Origin of the sequence: Micromonospora sp. DT43 (genome assembly GCF_049841645.1) — a bacterium.
Classification (GTDB): domain Bacteria; phylum Actinomycetota; class Actinomycetes; order Mycobacteriales; family Micromonosporaceae; genus Micromonospora.
In genome coordinates this window covers 704903-721268 of sequence record NZ_JBNCKR010000001.1, presented here as the reverse complement: position 1 = coordinate 721268, position 16366 = coordinate 704903, and the positions used below count along the sequence as shown (strand labels likewise).

The following is a 16366-nucleotide window of genomic DNA, read 5'->3' as shown; positions in this document are numbered from 1 at the left end:
TTTCTCCTTCCCTTTTTTTTCTCTGTGTGTTGTTGTGTTGTTGTTTGGGGGGGGGGGGGGGGGGGGGGCCCGCCCCCCCCCCCCCCGACCGCTCACCTCAGACCTCTTCGACCGAGCTCGGCTCGCGCCGGGACAGGTCGATGCCCAGCTCCTCGGCGGCCCGGAACACCTCGTCGTCGGTCTCGCGCATTTCCAGGGCCACACCGTCGCTGGAGAGCACCTCAACGTTGAGGCACAGCGACTGCAGCTCCTTGAGCAGCACCTTGAACGACTCCGGGATGCCCGGCTCCGGGATGTTCTCGCCCTTGACGATGGCCTCGTAGACCTTCACGCGGCCGAGCACGTCGTCGGACTTGATCGTGAGCAGCTCCTGCAGGGCGTAGGCAGCGCCGTACGCCTGCATCGCCCAGCACTCCATCTCACCGAAACGCTGACCACCGAACTGCGCCTTACCACCCAGCGGCTGCTGCGTGATCATCGAGTACGGGCCGGTCGAACGAGCGTGGATCTTGTCGTCGACCAGGTGGTTGAGCTTCAGGATGTAGACGTAGCCGACAGCGATCGGGTCCGGCAGAGGCTCACCGGAACGACCGTCGAACAGCTGCGCCTTGCCGGTACGACCGATCAGCTGGTTGCCGTCCCGGTTGGGCAGGGTCGACTCGAGCAGACCGGAGATCTCCTCCTCGCGGGCACCGTCGAAGACCGGGGTGGCCACGTTGGTGTCACCCTCGGACTCGTGGGCGTCGATCGAGCGGAGCTGGCGCTTCCAGTCGGCGTCGTCACCCTCGACCTTCCACCCGGTCTTGGCGACCCAACCGAGGTGGGTCTCCAGAACCTGGCCGATGTTCATCCGGCTCGGCACACCGAGCGGGTTGAGCACGATGTCGACCGGGGTGCCGTCCTCCAGGAACGGCATGTCCTCGATCGGGAGGATCTTCGAGATGACGCCCTTGTTGCCGTGCCGACCGGCGAGCTTGTCGCCGTCCTGGATCTTGCGCTTCTGGGCGACGTAGACCCGGACCAGCTCGTTGACGCCCGGCGGCAACTCGTCGCCGTCCTCGCGGGAGAACGTGCGCACGCCGATGACCGTGCCGGTCTCGCCGTGCGGCACCTTCAGCGAGGTGTCCCGAACCTCACGCGCCTTCTCACCGAAGATCGCGCGGAGCAGCCGCTCCTCCGGGGTCAGCTCGGTCTCGCCCTTGGGCGTGACCTTGCCGACCAGGATGTCACCGGGGACGACCTCGGCGCCGATCCGGATGATGCCGCGCTCGTCGAGGTCAGCGAGCATTTCCTCGCTGACGTTCGGGATATCGCGGGTGATCTCCTCCGGACCGAGCTTGGTGTCCCGGGCGTCGACCTCGTGCTCCTCGATGTGGATCGAGGTGAGCACGTCCTGCTGCACGAGGCGCTGCGACAGGATGATCGCGTCCTCGTAGTTGTGACCCTCCCAGCACATGAACGCCACCAGCAGGTTGCGTCCGAGCGCCATCTCGCCCTCGTCGGTGCAGGGACCGTCGGCGATGACCTGACCGGCCTCGACGCGGTCGCCCTCGAAGACCACCGGCTTCTGGTTGACGCAGGAGCCGGCGTTGGAGCGGCGGAACTTGTGCAGCAGGTACGTCCGGCGGTGGCCGTCATCCTGGTGGATGGTGACGTAGTCGGCGCAGAGATCCTCGATCACACCGCCGACCTCGGCGACCACCACGTCGCCAGCGTCGACCGCGGCCCGGTACTCCATGCCCGTACCCACGAGCGGCGCCTCGGCCTTGACCAGCGGCACCGCCTGGCGCTGCATGTTCGCGCCCATCAGTGCCCGGTTGGCGTCGTCGTGCTCGAGGAACGGAATCATGGCGGTCGCGACCGAGGTCATCTGCCGGGGCGAGACGTCCATGTAGTCGACGGCACCGGGGACGACGTCCTCGGTCTCGCCGCCCTTACGACGGCAGAGCACCCGCTCCTCGGCGAACGTGCCGTCCGCCTTCAGCCGCGCGTTGGCCTGGGCCTTGACGAACCGGTCCTCCTCGTCCGCGGTCAGGTAGTCGATCTGGTCGGTGACCCGACCCTCGACGACCTTCCGGTACGGCGTCTCGATGAAGCCGAACGGGTTGACCCGGGCGAAGGTGGACAGCGCGCCGATCAGGCCGATGTTCGGGCCTTCCGGCGTCTCGATCGGGCACATCCGGCCGTAGTGGGACGGGTGCACGTCGCGGACCTCGAAGCCGGCCCGCTCCCGGGACAGACCACCCGGGCCGAGCGCGCTCAGCCGACGCCGGTGGGTCAGGCCCGCCAGCGGGTTGGTCTGGTCCATGAACTGGGACAGCTGCGACGTCCCGAAGAACTCCTTGATCGCCGCCACCACCGGGCGGATGTTGATCAGGGTCTGCGGGGTGATCGCCTCGACGTCCTGCGTGGTCATCCGCTCGCGGACGACCCGCTCCATGCGGGAGAGGCCGACCCGAACCTGGTTCTGGATCAGCTCACCCACGGTGCGCAGGCGACGGTTGCCGAAGTGGTCGATGTCGTCGGCCTCGTAGCCGTCCTCACCGGCGTGCAGCCGGCACAGGTACTCCACGGTGGCGACGATGTCGTCCTCGGTCAGCGTGCCGGTGGTGATCGGCACGTCGACTTCGAGCTTCTTGTTGAACTTGTAGCGCCCGACCTTGGCGACGTCGTACCTCTTCGGGTTGAAGAAGAGGTTGTCGAGCAGGGTCTGGGCGTTCTCGCGCGTCGGCGGCTCGCCAGGGCGGAGCTTGCGGTAGATGTCGAGCAGAGCCTCGTCGGCGCCGGCGATGTGGTCCTTCTCGAGCGTGGTCATCATCAGCTCGGACCAGCCGAACTTCTCACGAATCCGCTCGGCCGACCATCCGATGGCCTTGAGCAGGACCGTGACGGCCTGCCGACGCTTGCGGTCGATGCGAACGCCGACCGTGTCGCGCTTGTCGATGTCGAACTCCAGCCAGGCACCCCGACTCGGGATGACCTTGACGCTGGAGAGGTCGCGGTCGGAGGTCTTGTCCGGCTGCTTGTCGAAGTACACGCCCGGGGACCGGACGAGCTGGCTGACCACGACGCGCTCGGTGCCGTTGATGACGAAGGTGCCCTTGGGCGTCATCATCGGGAAGTCACCCATGAACACCGTCTGGCTCTTGATCTCGCCAGTGGTGTTGTTGGTGAACTCCGCGGTCACGAAGAGCGGAGCGCAGTAGGTCAGGTCCTTCTCCTTGCACTCCTCGATCGAGGCCTTGACCTCGTCGAAGCGCGGCGCCGAGAAGGAGAGTGACATGGTGCCGGAGAAGTCCTCAATGGGACTGATCTCTTCAAGGATCTCCGCGAGACCCGAGCGTGCGTGCGGGTCGTCCGCCGACCGGCCCTGCCAAGCCTCGTTGCCGACGAGCCAGTCGAAGGACTCGTTCTGGATGGCAAGGAGGTTGGGGACCTCGAGGTGTTCGGTGATCCTGCCGAATGAAACTCGGCGGGGAGCGAATGCGCTCGACGTACGACTGGTCTTCGCAGGGCGGGAAGCTGCCAAGATGCGTCCTTCCGAGGACCGGTGCTGCAGAACGGCTGGTACGCGTGCACTCCAATGACCCCACCAGAAATATCCGTAAACGGACATTTCCGAGCAGGGGTCAAGTCGGAAGGCAGCGCAAACTAGCAGTGTAGCCGAGAGGCTAACCGCTGTCCAGCCCACCCCGCAGGTCGTTCGCGGAACGCGCCTCGGCCCCCGTAAACCGGGGTTTGCCGGGCCGCTCAGAACGCAACGTCCCCACTGGGCCGCTCGGGTTGCCGCGGCCGATGGTGCCGCCGCTGTCATTACCCACGTCGTGGCCGTCGCAAGCGCGGTGTCTTGCTGGTGTTCAGCGTGCCTGGCAGCCCGGGGCCGCGTCAAGGGCCGGTATCCGGGTCGTCGGTTCTTTCCCACCTGAGGGCGATCGGGACCGCTCCCCCTCAGACCGGACATCGACCGTTGCCGCCCAGCTCAGGACGGTTGTCGACCGAGCCACGAAACACGGCGGGCGGCGATCCGTGTCGGATCACCGCCCGCCGCGACGCGATCGTGTCCCAGCTCACCGAGCCGGGGATACGCGCAGGTGAAGCGTCAGGTCACTTGAGGGTGACCTTGGCGCCCTCGCCCTCGAGCTTGGCCTTCGCCTTCTCGGCGGTCTCCTTGTTGACCTTCTCCAGGATGGCCTTCGGCGCGGACTCGACCGCGTCCTTGGCCTCCTTGAGGCCCAGGCCGGTCAGCTCACGCACGACCTTGATGACCTGGATCTTCTTGCCACCGTCAGCCTCGAGGACGACGTCGAACTCGTCCTTCTCCTCCTCGGCCGGGGCGGCAGCGCCACCGGCGCCACCACCGGCGGCGGCAACCGCGACCGGAGCGGCGGCGGTGACCTCGAAGGTGTCCTCGAACTGCTTCACGAACTCGGAGAGCTCGATCAGCGTCATCTCCTTGAACGCGTCAAGCAGCTCGTCGGTGCTGAGCTTCGCCATGTCTGGCGTCCTTTCTAAAGGTTGTTAAAGAACGTGGGTGCGCCGCGCGGCCTCAGGCCGCCTCGGCGCCCTCCTGCTCGCGCTTCTTGTCCGCCAGGGCGGCCGCCGCGCGGGCGGCCTTGGAGAGCGGAGCCTGGAACAGGGCCGCGGCCTTGCTCAGGTTGCCCTTCATCGCGCCGGCCAGCTTGGCCAGCAGCACCTCGCGGGACTCCAGGTCGGCAAGCTTCGTGACCTCGGCCGCAGAAATGGCCCGGCCCTCGAAGACGCCGCCCTTGATGACGAGCTTCGGGTTGGCCTTCGCGAAGTCGCGAAGCCCCTTCGCCGCCTCGACGACGTCGCCCGAAACGAAAGTCAGCGCGGTAGGACCGGTGAACAGCTCGTCGAGGCCGTTGATGCCCGCGTCCGTCGCGGCACGCTTCGCCAGCGTGTTCTTCGCGACCGTGTAGCTGGTCTCGGCGCCGAGCGAGCGCCGCAGCTGGGTGAGCTGGGAAACCGTCAGACCGCGGTACTCGGTCAGCACGGTGGCGCCCGCGTTGCGGAAGTTCTCGGTCAGCTCAGCGACGGCCGTGGCCTTGTCGGCCCGGATCGGCTTGTCCGCCATGTCCCTCCTCTCTCGTTACTCGAGGCTGGTCCCCGATGCGGCCGAAGCCGGAGCGGGGGCGGAGGCGACACGACAACGAAAAGCCCCGGCGCAGGGCGCACGGGGCGAGGGCCGGCGGATCAACACAGTCGGCGGACCATGTTCACTGCCGAGTTACGCTTGCCGCCCTACGCGGGTCGCCCGTTGTCGCGGGACCTTCGACCGTGCCGGAGCACGGTGACCAGCGGTCTCTGGGTGGTTCCTCGTCCGCAATAATGCGGACGACGTTTGAAGAGTACGCGGCCGCGTGACCAGCACCAAATCGCCCCTGGTGAGCTGAGTCACAGTCAGCCCTGGGCCCGCCTGCGCCACAGGTAGCCCCCGACCGCGGCGGCGCTCCACGCCAGCGCCCAGAGCGTCAACCCGAGCACTGTCAGCGCGGCAGCGTCACCCGCGGTCGTCCGGGCCGTGGCCATGATCGGCGGCACCAGCCAGGGCGCCACCGAACCCCGCAGACCGAGAGCCACCGCACCGACACCGCCGAGGGCCAGCACCGCCACGCCGTACGCGGCACCGCCGACCGACGCCCGGCTGGCCAGCGCGCCGAGGGCGACCGCCGCGGGTAGGGCGAGCAGGTGCGCCCACAGCCCCAGCGCGATGCCGACGGACACCGACCGGTCCCCCGGCTCGACCGGGCCGGTGACCCCGCCCACCAACCACGGGAAGACCAGCGCGACCGCCACCGCGACCAGCGCCGCCACGCAGGCCGCCAGGAGCCCGGCCAGGCGCTCCCGGGCCACCCCGACCGTCACCTGGGCGAGCCGGCGCTGCACGTCCGGCTCGATGTCCAGCAGGATCTTGGTCTGCCAGGCGAGCACCGGGAAGAGCACCACTGCCGAGACGCCGTACGCCTCCGCCGGCTGGGCCCGGCCGCCGCCGTAGAGCGTGCCGAGCACGACGAGACCCGCGAGCAACGGCGCCAACGCCCGACCGGTGCGCAGGAACCCCGCCAGCCGCATCCGCACCAGGGCGCTCATCGGGCCTCCCCCGCTGCCTGCTCGACGGCGTCCGTGCCCTCGGACTGGTCGGGAGCCGGTGGAATTGACGGGGCCGTGGGGCGTGCCTGCGGTGCGGTAATGGAGGTGTCGGCGCGTACTCGAAGAATCTGGTGGCCCTCGGCGCGCAACCGGGCGACGGTGCTGGCGACCCGCGCGGCAGGCACCGCGACCTCGACCACCGCGATGGCGTCGTCGGTCGGCGCGGTCTCCTCGGTCAGCGTGCCGGCGGCCACCGCCCAACGGCGCGCGGCCGGTAGCCGGACCGTCTCCCCGCGGTGGTCGCTCACCAGGACCGTGCCGCCGTCGGCCAGCACCTCGTCGATCAGCCCAGGAACCAGCTCGCGGGTCGCGGCGTCGAGACCCTCCCACGGCTCGTCGAGCACCAGCAGGCCGGGCGGTCGCAGCATGGCCTGGGCGAGACCCACCTTCTGCGCGGTGCCCTTGGACAACTCCGGAAGTCGCACGGAGCTGAACGCGCCCAGGCCGAGCCGCTGCGTCCAGGTCGCCACCGCCTCGTCGGCGGCCGACCGCCCCAACCCGGCCACGCGGGCCATGCCGGTCAGATAGCGGGAGACGGTGAAGGGCTGGTCGGCCGGGAAACGCTCCGGCACCCAGCCCACCCGGGCGGGCCTGTCGACGACGCGGCCCCGGCTCGGCCGCAGCACCCCGGCGGCCGCCTGGAGCAGCGTGGACTTGCCCACCCCGTTGCGGCCCAGGACGACCGCTACCTCACCCGGACCGATCTGCACGTCCACGTCCCGCAGTACCCACGGACCACGCCTGTGGTACCGCAACCAGACGTTCTCCAGCCGCATGCGGTCGAGCATCCCACACCACAGACGCGCCGGGGCGGCCCCCCCCGCGGGGGGGGGCCCCCCGGCGGCCCCCCGCCCCCCACCGCCACAAGCGACAAGCGACAAGCGACAAGCTCACCCAGCAAGAGCAGCGAACCGCCGCCGCGCCCCCACCAGCACGACAAACGCCAGTACCAGCCCCACCCCCATGGTGACCAGCAGCGGGTTGGGCGTCCCCGGCAGCAGCCCGGCCAGCGCCCGCGACGCGGTGCCCAGCGCCAGGTAAAGACCGGCCCAGGCGGCCGCGCCGAGGGCCGCGCTTCCGAGGAATCGGCGGTACGACATCCGCAGGCCACCGGCGGCCAGCGGCAGCAGCGCGTTGAACACTGGCAGGAATGGCGCGACCATCATCATCCGGCCGCCGCCGTGGCTGAGGATTCCCTCCGCCGCGCTCCAGCGCGACTCGCCGATCCAGCCCCCGATCCGGCTGCGACGCAGGGGTTCGGCGTAGCGGCGACCGACCAGGAAGCTCAGCGACCAGCCGGCCAGGCACCCGACAAGCACCGCGGCGAAGGTGGCAAGCCCGGTGGACGGGCGACCCACCCCGACCGCGGCCAGGATCGCCACGTCGCCGGGGATCAGCACGCCCAGCAGCGGTACGGCGTCGAAGAGCATGACCAGTCCGAGCACGCCCATCAGCACCAGGATGGGCAGTTCTCCGACCTGGGCCAGCCATTGCGTCATGCCTCGTACGCTATGGCCGCCGCACTGGCCCGGACATCCGGTCGCAGCCCCCAGGGTCCCCTGGTATCCGTCTCGGGGTCGCCCCTGAGAGGGCTCGCGCGTCAGGTGGGTCGCAGCACCTGTACCCGGCGCAGCGACGAGTCCACCGACGGCTCGGTGGTGGGCACCGGGTAGTCGGCCAGCACCCGCAGCCCGTCGGCCGGCAGGTGCCCGCGGCCGGGGTCTCCGACCAGCACCTCGGCGCCGGAGGCGACGGCCCGTCGCAGGAACGGCAGCATCCGCTCGGCCATCGGGCGGCTGTAGAAGACGTCCCCGGCGACCACCAGGTCCGCGTCGACGCCGACACTGTCGAGCAGGTCGTCGCCGCTGACGTCGACGGCGACCCGGTTGGCGCGCGCGTTGAGCGTGATGGCCGCCACGGCGTACGAGTCGATGTCGTTGGCCAGGACGTGGGTGGCGCCGGCCAGCGCGGCGGCGATGGCCACCAGCCCGGATCCGGCGGCGAGGTCGATGACGCGGCGTCCGGCGGCCAGCTCCGGGTGGTCCAGCAGGTGCCGGGCGAGGGCCTGGCCACCGGCCCAGGCGGAGGCCCAGTACGGCGGCGGCAGGGGGTGCCCGGCGAGCGCCTCCATCCGGGCCCACCAGACGATCGCGTCCTCGGCGAGGTGCAGCCACACCTCCGGCACGAACGGGGTGGGCACCAGGTGGAGCCGGTCCAGGCCGGAACCGGGCGCGTCGATCTCGCGCTCCAGCTCGGTCAGCGCGGCGGCTGCGGCACCTCTCATCGGCGCAAGCATGCCGCAGCGGAGGGTGGTCGGGGCGGCTTTCGGGTGGCGGCGCGCGCAGAGTTCATCTGAGTTCGAGTAAACACCTACGGCACTTCGGCCGGCAGATCGGGGCTTCGCCCGTTACTGTCGAACAGGTACGGGCGACCATCGGCCACGGGCCGGTGGTCCGCCGCTTTGAACAGGGAGAGATGCATGGCAACCGGCACGGTTAAGTGGTTCAACTCGGAAAAGGGCTTCGGCTTCATCGAGCAGGATGGTGGAGGGCCGGACGTGTTCGTCCACTACTCCGCCATCGCGACGAGCGGTTACCGGGAGCTCAACGAGGGCCAGAAGGTCGAGTTCGAGGTGACCCAGGGGCAGAAGGGCCCGCAGGCGGACAACGTCCGCCCGATGTAGCTCCGTGCCGGTGACGGCGGTCGGTCCCCGGCCGCCGTCGCAGTGCACTCAAGACGCTGCCGGGGCGGCGGGCAGGTCCCGCCGCCGCCGGAGCGGTCCGATCAGCAGGATCAGCGGGGTGATCGCCAACCAGGCGGTCATCACGCTTATCGCTGTGCCGACGTCGTAGCGCGCGCCGAGCGCTCCGGCCAGCACGGCCGCCAGCGGGATGGCACCGAAGTTGAGCAGCTGCATGCTCACCGTCACGCGGCCGAGCAGGTGGTGCGGCGTGTACGCCTGCCGGAAGGCGCCCTTGACCACGTTGCCGATGGCCACTCCGAGGCCGATCAGCACGCCGCCGAGGGCCGGCCAGACCAGCCCGACGCCCGGCGCGGCCAACGGGATGAGCAGGGCGGGTGGGCCGGTGAGCGCTGCCCCGATCAGCATGGCGCGCGCGGTGCCACACCGGCGGGCCAAAGCGGTGGCCAGCAGCGCGCCGATGATTCCCCCGACGCTCATCACGCCGACCAGCACGCCCACCAGGCCCGGCGCGAGCCGCAGCTCCCGCACCAGGAACACCACCAGGACGGCCTGGTAGCCGGTCAGCCCGATGTTGCTGGCCGCGCCGAAGACCGTCAGCACCCGCAGGTACGGGTCGCGGACGACGAAGCGCAGCCCCTCGGCGATGTCGCGACGCAGCGAACGGGACCGGTCGGGCCGGGTGGGGCGCGGCTCGGCGGTGCGGATGCGCAGCAGGAAGATCGCCGAGAACAGGAACGTCAGCGCGTCCAGCAGCAACGCGGCGACCGCCCCGGTGAGCTGGGCGATGAGACCGGCGATGCCGGGCCCGACGACGTAGCTCGCGGTCTGCGTGGCCTGTAGTTTCGCGTTTCCCTCGGGCAGTTGCTCGGGCCGCAGCAGCACCGGCAGGTAGACCTGGTCGGCGGTCTCGAAGAAGACCCGCGCGGTGCCGGCACCGAGCGCCACCAGCAGCAACTGCGCGACGGTGAGGCGGCTCAGGGCGGCGGCCACCGGCACGCTCAGGAAGGCCAGGGCGCAGAGCAGGTCGCAGACCACCATCAGGGGTCGGCGTGGCAGCCGGTCCACCCACGCGCCGGCCGGGAGGCCGATCAGCAGCCAGGGCAGCCAGGCCGCGGCGGTGAGGACCGCCACCTGGAAGGTGCTGGCGTCGAGCACGGCGACCGCCACCAGCGGCAGCGCGACAGTGGTGACGTTGCTGCCGATGCTGCTGACCGTCTGCCCGGCCCAGAGCAGGCGGAAGTCGCGGTGCCGCAGCAGCCCGCGGGCCGGTCGGACCGGGCCCGGGTCGGTGCGGGTGGCCGCCGTCACGGCCGGGCCGGTACGCCGTGGACGAACACGAAGACGGGCTGTCGTTCGCCCCCGTCGTCGGGCACGCCGCGCTCACCCCAGCGGGCCAGCAGATCGGTCACCTCGCGGCCCAGCTCGGCCAGCTCGTCCGGCGTGAGGTGCAGCCACCGGTCGTTGGAGAACGCCGCGTCGGCCCAGGTGGCCTGCGCCGACTCGTCGGCGGCGTGCCAGGCCCGGGCCAGGGCGACGTGCCGGTCCAGGTTGAGCGAGGTGGCGGCGTCGGCGACCGCCCGGGCGGCCGGGTCGGCGTCGAAGTCGCGGCTGGACCAGGCAACTCCCCGCGTGACAAGTCGCCACCATCGTTCCCGGCGGTCCCGGGCCAGCTCGGGTGCCTCGGTGACGAGGTCGGCGGCGGCGAGCACCTTGAGGTGGTGGCTGACGTTCGCGGGCGCCTGGTCGGTGCGCTCGGCGAGCAGACCGACAGTCGACGGGCCGTGCACCTTGAGCACATCCATCAGTCGGCGGCGCAGGGGATGGGCCATGGCGGCCAGCACCCGGGAGTCGGTGACCTGGCGTACGTCGGGCGTGTTCATGTTCCCCACCGTTTCATCCACAACAGCAGTTGCGCAATGGCTATTGCCCAATAGTTGTTGCGGATGCGCGATGAAGAGAGGCGGCCCGGTGGGGACGGACCGCCTCTCGCTCAGGCGACGAGCCGACGGGCCAGCTCGTCGGCGACCTCTTTGGCGAGGCTCGTCGGGATCGCGGCGGCGATCGCCTGTGGGGTGAGCACCCGGAGCAACTCCCCGGCGAGCGCCGGCTCGTCGACCTCGGCCGCAGGCCGCCCGGCGGCAGCGAGGAGCACGGCCAGCGGGGAGCCCGGCGCCGGGGCGTCGACCACCCCCGGCGAGTTCGGCGTGGACACGAGCCAGTTCCGCAGGTTCGACAGGTCCGCCAGGACATCGTCGACGGTGCGCTGCGGGCGGCCCGTGTCCCGCGTGAGTCGGTCGCTGAGTTCCATCTCGTCCTCCACAGGTGGGGTCGGGGCGGCCTCGATGAGGCCGATGCTTGTCAGGTAGCGGCGGAACAGCGGCCGCTGGTCGCGGCCGGCCTTGGTGGCGTCACGGAAGAAGCTGAAGTGGGTGTGCCAGAGGTGCGAGCTGTCGCCGCTGGTGCGCTTGCCGAGCCGGTCCCACCGCTTCACTGTCGTACCGTCGGGGCTGTAGATGATCTCGCGGATGTCCCCGGTGTCCGCCGCGTTCGCGGCACACTGCCCCACACACCAGATCGAGAAGCTGGACAGCGTGTGCGTACGTCCGCCGGAGCGGACCTCGAAGCCGCCGACGTCCAACGCCGCCGCGTCGAGGGTCAGGCCGTTGCGGTCCCGCGACGACTCCACCACCGAGTAGTCATTGGCCACCACCCGGTCCGATCCACAGTGGTAGCCGCCCCGGTGGGCCGGGTCGCCGACGATCCCCACCTCGGCCGGCTCCAGGTCGGCGGGGCGGTCGGTGTTCGGGTCGACGTTGAGGTGCGCGAGAAGGAGACTTCGGACGGCCAACAGGTTCGTCGGAGCCCGGGTCATGGGGCCCCCTTTCGGATTGACGGGGGCCGAGCGCACGATGTCACACCGCGTACGCGGTGTCTGTTTTACGGGCGAGCCCGGCCTACTGGTGCACGACGCCGGGCGTTGACCCAACCATAGCCCGCGCAAAACATGAATGCCCAGCTCAGATGGTGTCTATTCGAATTGGACGATCGGCAGCCACAGCGCCGAGGGATGCGCGGGGTCATGGAGGACCTGCCGCCGGCCGGCACGCAGCGTCACCGCTGTGCCGAGGGGCTCACCGCTGCCCGGGTTGCGCGCCCAGCGCGGGTGTGCGCCACCGGCGACCTGGACGCGCAGTCGGTGGCCGGCCGCGAACCGGTACGCGGTCGGCCAGAGCCGCACCGGAACCCGCAGCGCCCCGGAACCGTCGGCGGCGAACCGGCCGGGCGTGATCCGGACCAGCCCGTCGCACACGTTGCGGGACCGTCCCCGCCGGTCCACATCGCACAGCCGGACGAAGACGTCCAGGTACGCGAGCTCGCTACGGACGTGGATCTCCGCGCGTACACCGCCGATCACCTCGACCGGCCCGGTGAGCGGGGCACTGGTGTACGTGAGCACGTCGGACCGGGCCTCGACGTGCCTGTTGTCCACCCGGCCGGCTCGCTTGGCGACGAGCAGCGGGCCACCGAGGGACGGGGTGGGGTCGGCCGGGTCGTACCGGAACTCGTCCGGCGCCGAGGGTTGCGGGGGACGGGTCGCCAGCTCGCCGCCCGCGTGCAGGTGCCACGCGGTGTCGGTGGCCGGCGGTGGCCAGTCCGGCAGGTCCCGCCAACCGCCGCCGGGACCGCCCACGTGCAGCCGGACCGGGCCCCCGCGAGACCGCTCGGTGGGCCGTCGCCCGTCGGCGGCGGACCCGTTCAGGTGCTCGTCCAGCCAGGCCAGCCCCTCGCGGAGCGCGGCGACGAAGAGGCCGGGGCTGCCGTGCGTCCACGGGCCGATCACCAGCCGCGGTCGGGCGCCCGCGGCACGCAGGGCGGCGTGGTCGTCGAGCTGGGCCGGCAGGAAGATGTCGTGCCAGCCGGTGACCATGACCACTGGCGCGCGCACCCGGGCGACCCGGTCGGCGAAGACACGGCTGCGCCAGTACGCGGCGTCGGGGTCGTGGTGGCGCAGCCACTCCTGGAAGAACGGGATCGTGACGCCGGTGGCCACCCGGTCCGCCTGGGCCAGCGGCAGGTGGTCCAGGGCGGCCGCCAGGCGGGGCTGCCCACGCTTGAGTTCCCACTGCCGGGCCAGCCTCGGCACGGTCTGGGCGTGCAGCAGCTCGGCCCAGGTCAGCACGGTGTCCAGGGCGAACGACTCCCCCGCGTACGTCGAGTCCCGGGTGGACGACGCGGTCACCACCGCGACCATCGCGCGCAGCTCATCGCCGGCGTCGGCGGCCAGCGCCCACTGGGCGAAGCCCTGGTAGCTGACCCCGAACATGCCGAGCGTTCCGGACCACCAGGGTTGGCGGCGCAGCCAGTCGAGGGTGTCCACCCCGTCGTCACGCTCGTGCACCAGCGGGGCGAACGTGCCGCCGGAGCCGCCGGTGCCGCGGCAGGACTGGATCACCGCGTGTCGGCCGCGCGCGGCGAGCAACCGGCCGAGCAGCCGCAACGGTCCGCCCCGCCCGTACGGGGTACGGATCAGCACGGTCGGGGCGGGCCTGTCGCCGGGGGCGTAGTGGTCGGTCCGCAGCACGACGCCGTCCCGCACCCGGACCGGGATGTCACGGGTGATCCGCACCGGGCCGGGACGCACGGCGGGCAGCCGCAGCGCGGCGGCGGCGAGGCGGGCGACGAGCTGACCCGGCACGCTCAGCCCGTCGCCCGGTGGGGCGGCTCGGGCCGGGCGGCGCGGACCGCGTCGCGATGCGCCCGCAGTGACTCGCTCATCTCCGCCAGGAACCGGTGCACCACCTCCAGCTCGTCCTCACCGAAGCGGTCCATCACCGTGTCGGTCCGGGCGCCCAGCGGGCGGAAGAACTCCGTCGCCAACGCGGCGCCCCGGTCGGCGTAGTGCAGCAGCACCTTGCGCCTGTCGACGGTGTCCCGGTCCCGACGGATGTGCCCGGCCCGTTCCAGCCTGTCGATCAGCGCGGTGACCGAGCCGGACGACAGGTTGAGCTGCGCACCGAGGCGGCCGGGGGTGATCGGATCGCCGAACAGCTCGGCGTCCATCACCGCGATCAACGCGTTCAGGTCGGTCGGGTTGAGGCCGTGCAGGTTGGCGAAGGCGTGGCCGACCTGCTGGGCGTCCACCGCGTACCGCCGGAGGTTGTTGGTGATCTCCGCGACCAGCTGGTCGCGGCGCGTGTCACGCCGCCGGTACATGCCGTGAGTCGCCACCTCGCGCCGCTTCTTTCCCCGTCGTCGGTCCCCGGGTTGCAGCATAGAACAACCGTCGATAATCTCGACCATCAAGATACTCGACGTTCGACAGACCTAGGGGTCAGCGATGTCCGTCTTCACCACTGTCGCGCGTGGCCGGCTGGCCGCCTGGCTCACCGTGGCCGCCGCGCTCGTCGTCGGCGCGGCCGTCTTCGGGATCCCCCGGCCGGACAACCCGGCGCCGGTGTCCGCGACCGGCCTGTCGGCCCGGTGGGAGTCGACCCAGGTGCAGCGCCTGCAGGACCAACTGCCGTCCCACGATGTCCAGCCGGCCATCGTGGTCGTCAGTCGCGGCGACGGCGGGGCACTGAGCGAGGCCGACCGGATGACCCTCGCCGCCCGCACCGGCGACCTGGGCCGCTTCGCCGTGGGCGGGCAGGTCAGCCCCGCGCAGGTCTCCCCGGACGGCACTGTCGCGCTCGTCGCCGTCCCGCTGGACACCGCCGGCGGTCAGGAGGCGGTCACCGACACCGTCACCCGGTTGCGCGACGCGCTGGCGACGCTGCCGGACGGGCTGACCGCCGAGGTCACCGGCGCACCCGCCTTCACCGCGGACCTGTCCTCGGTCTTCGAGGGCGCCGACGTCACACTGCTCGCGGTCACCGCCGCAGTGGTCGCGTTACTGCTGTTGATCACGTACCGCAGTCCCTTCCTGTGGATCGTGCCGCTGGTCGTGGTCGCGGCGACCGAGCAGCTCACCCTGCGCGCGGTCGACACGATCGTGCCGGCGGTCGGTATCAACCTCCAGCAGGGCCAGGTCACCGGCATCGCCAGCGTGCTGGTCTTCGGCGCCGCCACCGACTACGCCCTGCTGCTCATCGCCCGCTACCGGGAGGAGCTGCGGCGCGAGGAGAACCGGTACGCGGCGATGCGGTCCGCGCTGCGGCGTACCGCCGAGCCCATCCTGGCCAGTGGCGGCACCGTGGTGCTCGGCGTGCTCACCCTGCTGCTCAGCGAGCAGGAGACGAACCGGGCGTTGGCCGTCGCCTGCGCCACCGGGGTGGTCTTCGCCATGGCCTCGGCGCTGTTCGTACTCCCCGCCGTCCTGGTGCTCTTCGGTCGCGGGCTGTTCTGGCCGTTCGTGCCCCGCGTCGACGGCCCGGTCCGGGAGGGTCGGCTCTGGGGCCGCCTGGGTGCCGCCGTGCAGCGCCGCCCGGTGGTGGTCGCGGTGCTGGCCACAGTGCTGCTCGCCGGTCTGTCGCTGGGTGGGCTGGGGATCCGCACCGGACTGTCCGAGACCGAGCAGTTCCGGGCCGAGCCGGAAGCGGTCACCGCGGCGCAGACCCTCGCCCGCGCGTTCCCCGCCGGCAGCACCCAGCCGGTGGCCGTGCTCACCAGCCCGGCGGCGGTGCGGGCGGTCACCGACGTCGCCGCCGCCGTACCCGGCGTCGCCTCGGCGCGGCCCGGCGACGCCGGTCAGACCGTCGCCCAGGTCGACGTGGTGCTGGACGCCGAGCCCGGAACGACCGCCTCGGACCGCACGATCGAGGCGCTGCGCGACGCGGTCGCCGCAGTTCCCGACTCCGCTCCCCCGGCCGCCGCCGGAGCCGAGGCACCTTCGGGGGCGATCGTCGGCGGCACCGTGGCCGCCACCTACGACTCCGAGCGGGCCAACGACCGTGACCTGCGGCTGATCCTGCCGATCATCCTGCTGCTGGTGGGCGCGGTGCTCGTGCTGCTGCTGCGGGGTCTGCTGGCGCCGGTGCTGCTGGTGCTCACCGTGATCGCGTCGTTCTTCGCCAGCCTCGGCGCGGCGTGGCTGCTCTTCGACCACGTGCTGGGTTTCCCGGCGCTCGACAGCGGCGTGCTGCTGCTCGCCTTCGTGTTCCTGGTGGCGCTCGGCGTGGACTACAACATCTTCCTGGTCACCCGCGCCCGGGAGGACGCCCGCAGCGCGGGCACCCGCGCCGGAATGCTGTCCGCGTTGCGGGTCACCGGAGGTGTGATCACGAGCGCCGGTGTGCTGCTCGCCGCGGTGTTCGCCGTGCTCGGCGTGCTACCGCTGATCACGCTCACGCAGATCGGCGTCATCGTGTGCATCGGCGTCCTGCTGGACACCCTGCTGGTCCGCACGGTGCTGGTGCCCGCGCTGGCGTTCGTGCTCGCGGACCGCTTCTGGTGGCCGGGCCGCGTCGACGCCCACCCGGGCGGCGATGTCCCGGCGACGCGCGAGCCGGTGGCCGCGCGGGACTGACGCGCACGAAAAGGGGCGGGCTCGAC

General features: G+C 71.4%; 14 protein-coding genes. 2 read left to right on the top strand and 12 right to left on the bottom strand.

The features are described from left to right. Window positions 1–97: 97 nt before the first annotated feature. The 7 genes from ACLQ26_RS03330 to ACLQ26_RS03300 form a co-directional block, all read right to left on the bottom strand. Complete coding sequence (locus ACLQ26_RS03330; RefSeq protein WP_425743037.1) at window positions 98–3529, bottom strand: DNA-directed RNA polymerase subunit beta; 3432 nt, start codon at window positions 3527–3529, stop codon at window positions 98–100. Window positions 3530–4104: 575 nt separating this feature from the next. Further along, the gene (gene rplL / locus ACLQ26_RS03325) at window positions 4105–4494 is read right to left on the bottom strand and encodes a 50S ribosomal protein L7/L12 (RefSeq protein ID WP_266246348.1); all 390 of its coding nucleotides are present in this window, start codon (window positions 4492–4494) and stop codon (window positions 4105–4107) included. 52 nt (window positions 4495–4546) lie between these two features. Then, window positions 4547–5095: a 50S ribosomal protein L10 gene (gene rplJ / locus ACLQ26_RS03320; protein ID WP_425743036.1), complete on the bottom strand. Its 549-nt coding sequence runs from the start codon at window positions 5093–5095 to the stop codon at window positions 4547–4549. 326 nt (window positions 5096–5421) lie between these two features. Beyond that, on the bottom strand, window positions 5422–6111 hold the full coding sequence (locus tag ACLQ26_RS03315) for a hypothetical protein (RefSeq protein ID WP_425743035.1): 690 nt from the start codon (window positions 6109–6111) through the stop codon (window positions 5422–5424). After that, window positions 6108–6959 carry an ABC transporter ATP-binding protein gene (locus tag ACLQ26_RS03310; RefSeq protein ID WP_425743034.1) on the bottom strand — a complete coding sequence of 284 codons (852 nt, stop codon included), beginning with the start codon at window positions 6957–6959 and terminating at the stop codon, window positions 6108–6110. The genes ACLQ26_RS03315 and ACLQ26_RS03310 overlap by 4 nt, the downstream gene beginning before the upstream one ends. 102 nt (window positions 6960–7061) lie before the next feature. Then, entirely contained in the window at window positions 7062–7670 is a 609-nt protein-coding gene (locus tag ACLQ26_RS03305) for a DedA family protein (protein ID WP_425743033.1), read from the bottom strand. A 101-nt stretch (window positions 7671–7771) separates the two neighbouring features. Continuing rightward, on the bottom strand, window positions 7772–8467 hold the full coding sequence (locus ACLQ26_RS03300) for a class I SAM-dependent methyltransferase (RefSeq protein ID WP_425743032.1): 696 nt from the start codon (window positions 8465–8467) through the stop codon (window positions 7772–7774). 183 nt (window positions 8468–8650) lie between these two features. Here ACLQ26_RS03300 and ACLQ26_RS03295 point away from each other — a divergent pair, with 183 nt between their 5' ends. After that, window positions 8651–8854, top strand: a complete 204-nt coding sequence (locus ACLQ26_RS03295; RefSeq protein ID WP_007072071.1) for a cold-shock protein — start codon at window positions 8651–8653, stop codon at window positions 8852–8854. Between the two features lie 48 nt (window positions 8855–8902). Here ACLQ26_RS03295 and ACLQ26_RS03290 read toward each other — a convergent pair whose 3' ends face one another. The 5 genes from ACLQ26_RS03290 to ACLQ26_RS03270 form a co-directional block, all read right to left on the bottom strand. After that, window positions 8903–10183, bottom strand: coding sequence for an MFS transporter (locus tag ACLQ26_RS03290; protein ID WP_425743031.1), 1281 nt, complete (start codon window positions 10181–10183; stop codon window positions 8903–8905). Further along, window positions 10180–10755, bottom strand: a complete 576-nt coding sequence (locus tag ACLQ26_RS03285; RefSeq protein WP_425743030.1) for an ArsR/SmtB family transcription factor — start codon at window positions 10753–10755, stop codon at window positions 10180–10182. The genes ACLQ26_RS03290 and ACLQ26_RS03285 overlap by 4 nt, the downstream gene beginning before the upstream one ends. A 110-nt stretch (window positions 10756–10865) precedes the next feature. Further along, on the bottom strand, window positions 10866–11747 hold the full coding sequence (locus ACLQ26_RS03280; RefSeq protein ID WP_425743029.1) for a hypothetical protein: 882 nt from the start codon (window positions 11745–11747) through the stop codon (window positions 10866–10868). A gap of 156 nt (window positions 11748–11903) precedes the next feature. Beyond that, window positions 11904–13571: a CocE/NonD family hydrolase gene (locus ACLQ26_RS03275; RefSeq protein ID WP_425743028.1), complete on the bottom strand. Its 1668-nt coding sequence runs from the start codon at window positions 13569–13571 to the stop codon at window positions 11904–11906. A gap of 2 nt (window positions 13572–13573) precedes the next feature. Then, entirely contained in the window at window positions 13574–14089 is a 516-nt protein-coding gene (locus ACLQ26_RS03270) for a MarR family winged helix-turn-helix transcriptional regulator (protein ID WP_425743139.1), read from the bottom strand. A gap of 124 nt (window positions 14090–14213) precedes the next feature. Between ACLQ26_RS03270 and ACLQ26_RS03265 the strand changes: the two genes are divergently transcribed. Further along, the gene (locus ACLQ26_RS03265) at window positions 14214–16340 is read left to right on the top strand and encodes an MMPL family transporter (RefSeq protein WP_425743027.1); all 2127 of its coding nucleotides are present in this window, start codon (window positions 14214–14216) and stop codon (window positions 16338–16340) included. Window positions 16341–16366: the final 26 nt, after the last annotated feature.

Excerpts from the sequence above, each read along its gene's own strand:
- ACLQ26_RS03310 (WP_425743034.1), bottom strand. The coding sequence starts at position 6,959 with ATGCTCGACCGCATGCGGCTGGAGAACGTCTGGTTGCGGTACCACAGG.
- ACLQ26_RS03270 (WP_425743139.1), bottom strand. The coding sequence starts at position 14,089 with ATGTACCGGCGGCGTGACACGCGCCGCGACCAGCTGGTCGCGGAGATC.
- ACLQ26_RS03295 (WP_007072071.1), top strand. The coding sequence starts at position 8,651 with ATGGCAACCGGCACGGTTAAGTGGTTCAACTCGGAAAAGGGCTTCGGC.
- ACLQ26_RS03315 (WP_425743035.1), bottom strand. The coding sequence starts at position 6,111 with ATGAGCGCCCTGGTGCGGATGCGGCTGGCGGGGTTCCTGCGCACCGGT.
- ACLQ26_RS03285 (WP_425743030.1), bottom strand. The coding sequence starts at position 10,755 with ATGAACACGCCCGACGTACGCCAGGTCACCGACTCCCGGGTGCTGGCC.
- ACLQ26_RS03265 (WP_425743027.1), top strand. The coding sequence starts at position 14,214 with ATGTCCGTCTTCACCACTGTCGCGCGTGGCCGGCTGGCCGCCTGGCTC.
- ACLQ26_RS03300 (WP_425743032.1), bottom strand. The coding sequence starts at position 8,467 with ATGCTTGCGCCGATGAGAGGTGCCGCAGCCGCCGCGCTGACCGAGCTG.
- ACLQ26_RS03280 (WP_425743029.1), bottom strand. The coding sequence starts at position 11,747 with ATGACCCGGGCTCCGACGAACCTGTTGGCCGTCCGAAGTCTCCTTCTC.
- rplL (WP_266246348.1), bottom strand. The coding sequence starts at position 4,494 with ATGGCGAAGCTCAGCACCGACGAGCTGCTTGACGCGTTCAAGGAGATG.
- rplJ (WP_425743036.1), bottom strand. The coding sequence starts at position 5,095 with ATGGCGGACAAGCCGATCCGGGCCGACAAGGCCACGGCCGTCGCTGAG.
- ACLQ26_RS03305 (WP_425743033.1), bottom strand. The coding sequence starts at position 7,670 with ATGACGCAATGGCTGGCCCAGGTCGGAGAACTGCCCATCCTGGTGCTG.